Below are 5,939 nucleotides of genomic sequence, written 5' to 3' on the forward strand. Positions count from 1 at the left end.
GCTCTTTCGTCAAGTAAAATACCAGGTATCCAAAGAATCTTTTTTTGATCACATAATATGGGAACTTTTTTCCTCCAGTTTTCAGGAATACCTTGTCCATGAAAAATCGTTTTTAATTTTTTTTCTTTTCCATTTACTACTACTCGATCACCATTTAAAAAATTCCTAACTAATAAAGGTAAATCACATTTATCCAAGTCAATTTCACACCATAGAGCCTTCAGGTCAAACTGTCCCGGAATGTTTTTTTGAAAAGATTCGATGATTAAACCTATATCTTCAAATTTATTAATGCCCGGTATTTTTAGAATATAAGACCAGTTGGGAATATCTCCTAACAATAATTCCCCCCGGCGTCCATAGATATAACCATTGTCCACCCAAAAAGAAATCTTTTCCGGAAGCATAGTTTGTCCTTTGCCTTTTTTTATAATATATTCTAAGGCTTTAAAATGGGCTCGGGTTATATGGTAGGTATCCCCCTTGACCTGATTGATTAATTCAATAAGGCCCTGCCTTCTTTTAAAGTCAGAAGTTTCAACCAAACTGCTCACCGGCAAGCGAAAAAGACGACCTTTTTTTTCAATTGACCACTTCTCTTCAGGTATAATTGATAGAGATTCTTGGATATTTAATCCCATACGAAAAATTATTTCTTCAATTTTGGCGTTGTAATCCTGTTTTAATAAGGGAATTAGTCCATTACGGATCCGATTTCTCAAAAAAGATTGATCAAGATTAGTTGAGTCAATGACAAACGCAAGGTGTTGTTCTTCAAGATAGCGATGAATCTCATCAAGCGAAGTTCGTAAAAGTGGACGGATAAACTTTCCATTTCGAATTGGCATTCCTCTGAGGCCATTTATACCAGTTCCTCGGATGATATTCATCAGGATGGTCTCAACTTGGTCGTTACGATGATGACCAAGAGCAATTTTATCAGCTTTCCATAGCTCGGCAACTTCTTTTAGTTTTTGGTATCGAACCTTCCGTGCGGCTTCTTCTAAAGAAATAGATAGCTCCTTTTTGTAAGCTTTCACATCATATTGTTCTATAAAAATCTCAAAATTGCGTTTTTTTGCCCATTCAACACAGAAATTTTGATCCCGAAGAGCTTCTTGACCTCTTAAACCATGATTTAAATGAAAAAAAGCTAATTGAAATTTGAATTCTTCACATAGTTTCACCAGAATATCGGATAATGCAGTAGAGTCGGGACCACCAGAAAAAGCGATTAAAACTCGGTCTCCCGTAACGATTAATTCCTGCTCTTGAATGAGTCGGGAAACGGTTTTTAACAAATAAGGATATTTCTTCATACCAGCGAGGGCTCCTGATAGGAATAACGTTGAGGAAGCTGGTGGCGGTGAAGGGATTCGAACCCCTGACGCTCCGGGTATGAGCCGGATGCTCTTGCCAACTGAGCTACACCGCCAGCAGTACCTATTATATTCACCATCTACCCATTTTACAAGTGTTTATAAAGAAAATAATTATTCTAAAGATAAAAAATGAAACCACCTCTACACCAATCCGAGGAAAAGAATTGCATGATGTTATCTCAAAATAATGAGGGCAGACACATAGGTCTGCCCCTACGAAAATCTTCTTATTTCTTTGATTTAATTACACCTTCTCCCTTGAAGGGAGAGGGTGAGGATGAGGGTGATAATTTTTATTATTCAGCACTCTCATATCAATGCTCACTATTTTAAAAGGATAGTCGGTCATGCTGATTTGCTGAACCAAGTGAAGATGAAAAACCAAGATTCGACATGCCATGGCAGGTCGCTACATTATATGAAGATCGGGCGCAATTTATTGCGCCCCTACATTCTATATTCTTTGGTAGGAGCTTGATTTATTATGCCCGTATGTTTTCAGGATAGAAATTTCAACCTGAATATGTTTTAATGCAAAATTAATAAGAAACGATTATCGGAGGTGAAGGGTTTGAAATGTACCGCCTGTAAAGATGAAGCTATTCTTCGAATTAAACGTCACCATGCTGCGTTTTGTCAAAGATGCTTTAAAATGTTTATTCAAAAACAAACCATACAAGCCATAAAAAAGTATCAAATGTTTTCAAAAAAAGAACCGGTAATATTGGCAGTTTCAGGTGGGAAAGATAGCATGGCTTTATGGTCGGTATTAACTGATATTGGTAACCAAATAACTGCTATCCACTTAGATCTTGGAATTCCCAACTTTTCCAAACAATCTCTTCAAGCCGTTCAACAATTTGCTCAAGATAAGGGCCTCCCGTTAATTGTTATTCATTTAAAAGAACTTTTGGGTCATTCCTTACCGGAATTGCAAAACAAGATACCTCGTCCTGCCTGCTCAGTTTGCGGACTCATTAAAAGATATCTACTAAACCATTATGCCTTTCATCATGACTTTTCGGTTTTAGCTACCGGTCATAACCTCGATGACGAAGCCGCCACCCTTTTGGGGAATCTCCTTCGATGGAGAGAAGGATATCTTCAGCATCAAAGCCCCTGCTTACCTAGTGATTATCCCGGTTTAGTAAAAAAAGTAAAACCCTTTTACACCCTAACCGACCAGGAAATTCTCTGGTATGCCCAACAGATGAAAATCCCTTTTTGTGATAGCATCTGCCCTCTCTCACAAAAAGCTTCCAGTCTTGATTTTAAAAAGGCCCTGAACGTGATCGAGGAGCAATCACCTGGAACCAAACATTATTTTTTATTTCATTACTTAGAAAAAAAGCAATTCCTCTTTCCAGAAAAGCAACCAAAGGTTGTTCTCAATAATTGTTCTTCTTGCGGCATGCCTACTACTCAAGAAAAATGTTCCTTTTGTTCAATACTTGAAACCGCCCAAAGCAAATCTCAACTTTTTATTGGAAAGAATGATATTGAGCTATGAAAATTATGGCTTTAAACAGCGGTGGATCTTCAATTAAATACGAACTCTATGAAATTGAGAAAGAATAAGAAATTTCCCTTAGTCGAGGGGTAGTAAAGCGTTTGTATCGCGATGACTCTTTTTGGGAACAAAAGATTAACGGGAAAACCTTTCAAACATCCATACCCCAGTGTTCTCATGAACTAGGTTTAAAAGCCATAATAAACAATATAATTGAATATGGACCTCTCAATGATCTAACAGAGCCAAAGGCAATAGGTATTAAATGCATCATCTGAGGGAATCGAGTCAATTCCACTTCTCTGATTGATTTTCACGTAATCAGTACTCTTCGAGAATTAGAAAGCGTAACACCAGTTCACAATTCACCAACCTAACTCACCGTCGACATTTTCCAAAGGATTCTTCCCCGGGTCCCCTGAGTAGGTGTTTTTGAAACTACCTTTCACCAAAGCATCCCCCCAGCACATTATACCTATGAGCTTCCTTTAGGCCTTTGTCAAAAATACAGAATTATTAAATTTGATTTTCATGGAAATTCCCATCGATATTTCGGAAAAAATATCTCAATTGACTACCGCATCTAGCCGGGTTATTTCCTGCCATTTGGGCAGTGGCAGCAGCATCTTTGCAATTCAAGATGGAAAATCATTAGATATTTCCAGTGGTTTTACTCCGTAAAGTGGAATTATTATGTCATCTCGATCGGGAGATTTTGATCCTAGGTTATTACCTACCTCCAAGAAAAAGAGAAGATGAGCTATTCTGCGATCAATGAATTATTGGTAAAGAAGTCGGGCTTCCTTGGTATCTCCGGACAAAGCACCTAAATTTGGGTATTGAAAAAAGCTGCCCGAGATGGAAACGAGCGGGCTTTGCTTGCAATTGATGTTTTTGTATACCAGGTAAAAAAGTATATTGGTTCATTTATCACTTTAATGAACGGGCTCGATTCGCTAATATTTACTGGAGGAATTGGTGAAAACGATTCTTTCATTCGTGAGAAAATTTGTAGTTATTTGGATCAGCTCGGTATTTCAATTGACCATGAAAAAATTCTTCACCATCCCCAATCCCTAAACCGATCCATGATGAAAAATCAAACGTCGAGATCTGGGTTATTCCAATCAACGAGGAATTAATGATAGCTCGAGAAACTTATGCTTATCTTCAGACCTAAGAATCTCGAATACAAAGATTTATTTTTATAATTTTAATATTTATAATATTTTTTACTGATCCGTCATTGCGAGGAACGGAGTGACGTGGCAATCTCATCCTGTAAAGTATTTATGAAGAAAGAAACTAAAAGATGAGATCCTCACGCGGGAAAGCACCAATCCGGATGACGAATTAAAGAATTCATTTGATGGTATTTTCAGGATAGAAAAAAATACTTTGACCGCTTATCTGCTTAAAAACTCCTTGGGATTATCATAAAGAATCATTTTCCCAATTTGTTCGGCTGACGACCGGCTCAGATACTTATTTTCAACTTTTTCCGCCAATACTCGAGCAATGGTTTTGAGATTGTAAAGAAGAGATCCAACTGCCCCTTCGGCATTCCATGAATCTCCTCCCATCATGATTCGAGCCCCACCGGCAGTTTCAATCCATTCCGACAAAGCCATAACAGCATAGGATGGCGACATCACCGGTAACCAAACCAGGTCTAAATACAGGTTCGGATAAAAGAGAGACATGGCTCCTGGCTCGCCAACCCAGGGGAAACTCCCATGGAAAAGCGATATTTTTAAGTCGTGGAATTCCTCAAAAATATTCCCTAAATGTGAGGCAGCTGTCTCGAAAGCCTTTCCCGGACCAGTGTGAATTTGGACTGGTAGATGATGATCAGCCGCTTTCTGGAGGCAATAATAGAAAACATAGTCCTGAAAATCTCTTACTTCAGAAGAGAGCTCGGTTCCATCCTTTTTATAAAAAGCTTTTTCAGCTTGCTCTTTTTTAACCTTTTCAAAGCGAAGTGTCCGATCGTAGGCAACCGCACATTTCATGGTACCGATTCCCTCCGCAACTGCTTTTTTAAAAAGATGATCAATGTAAGCAAGATATTCATCAAATGTCTCAATGTGAATTCCCTGCTTGGCAGCTTCGATATGTGGGTTCATTCGGTCATGATTTAATTTTTCTTTTGAATAGCCACAGAACAACGGATCAATTCTAAAAACGGCAAAATAATGGCTTTGGTCAATATCGAATTCACCTAATTTCCAATAGCGATCATGAACAACCTTTTCGACATTGAACTTATCAAAAATCCAATAGTCCAGCATATTTTTCTTTGAATAGCTTTCTCGAATAAGTTGGGATAATTGTTCCCAATTATCTTGATTGATTTCATCATCGGAAAAACCATACATATATTGAAAAGCTTCAATGATATACCGTAAAAAGGCGCTGGCCGGTATTTTTTTCATACCTTGTAAAAGACCTTCTCGGGTTACGGTTATAGTATTGTGATCTCGTGCTCCATAAACAATCCAGGGAAGATAACTTTCCCGAAGAATGGCCAACAAAATATCGGGATGATCTTGATAAGTATTTTGAGGGAGAAAATGCTCATGGGTATCGATTTTTTTCCAGATCAGGAGCTGATTAAAAAGATCTTCATAAAAAGACATTTTTTTCACCTCTTAATAAGTTTTTTCACACAATTCTCTAAATTTTCGGGAAGCAGCTTCAATTTCTTCTTTTCCGGAAAAGATACTGGTAGTCCCGGCTATAAATACATTGGCACCGGCTTTCTTTAGAAGTGGAACTGTCGTCTCACCAATTCCTCCATCTACAGCAATATCAATATTTAATTGATGGGACTCAATCAGGTTTTTGATGGTTTGAACTTTTTTTACCACTTCTGGTACAAATTTTTGCCCAACAAATCCTGGATCTACCGTCATAACTAAAACCATATCGATATAAGGAAGAATATACTCTAAAATATCTGGTGGTGTTGAAGGATTTAGGGCTAATCCGACCTTTTTCCCTAAATTTTTTATAGAACTGACCATCTGATGAAGACGAGATGTGGT

At 37.9% G+C, this 5,939-nt stretch carries 4 protein-coding genes, 1 tRNA gene and 2 pseudogenes; 3 read left to right on the forward strand and 4 right to left on the reverse strand.

Features of this window, described 5'->3' with window-relative positions; all coding sequences use genetic code 11:
- Both tilS and PLK24_RS07380 read right to left on the reverse strand, forming a co-directional pair.
- Positions 1–1,319, reverse strand: a 1,319-nt coding sequence (gene tilS / locus PLK24_RS07375; protein ID WP_324477758.1) for a tRNA lysidine(34) synthetase TilS, incomplete at its 3' end; no start/stop codon positions are given.
- A gap of 39 nt (positions 1,320–1,358) precedes the next feature.
- Positions 1,359–1,435, reverse strand: a tRNA-Met gene (locus PLK24_RS07380).
- Between the two features lie 509 nt (positions 1,436–1,944).
- Here PLK24_RS07380 and PLK24_RS07385 point away from each other — a divergent pair.
- The 3 genes and pseudogenes from PLK24_RS07385 (at position 1,945) to PLK24_RS07395 (ending at position 4,034) form a co-directional block, all read left to right on the forward strand.
- Positions 1,945–2,892 (forward strand): PP-loop family protein, encoded by a 948-nt coding sequence (locus tag PLK24_RS07385; protein ID WP_349770666.1) that lies wholly within the window; start codon positions 1,945–1,947, stop codon positions 2,890–2,892.
- Positions 2,893–3,347: 455 nt separating this feature from the next.
- Positions 3,348–3,573, forward strand: a pseudogene (locus tag PLK24_RS11465) (hypothetical protein).
- A 74-nt stretch (positions 3,574–3,647) separates the two neighbouring features.
- Positions 3,648–4,034: pseudogene (locus tag PLK24_RS07395) on the forward strand (hypothetical protein).
- Between the two features lie 264 nt (positions 4,035–4,298).
- Here PLK24_RS07395 and PLK24_RS07400 read toward each other — a convergent pair.
- Complete coding sequence (locus PLK24_RS07400; protein WP_324477764.1) at positions 4,299–5,531, reverse strand: amidohydrolase family protein; 1,233 nt, start codon at positions 5,529–5,531, stop codon at positions 4,299–4,301.
- Between the two features lie 12 nt (positions 5,532–5,543).
- A partial coding sequence (locus tag PLK24_RS07405; RefSeq protein ID WP_502876046.1) for a ribulose-phosphate 3-epimerase occupies positions 5,544–5,939 on the reverse strand: 396 nt, incomplete at its 5' end.

Origin of the sequence: Atribacter sp., from assembly GCF_035418125.1 — a bacterium.
Lineage (GTDB): Bacteria > Atribacterota > Atribacteria > Atribacterales > Atribacteraceae > Atribacter > Atribacter allofermentans.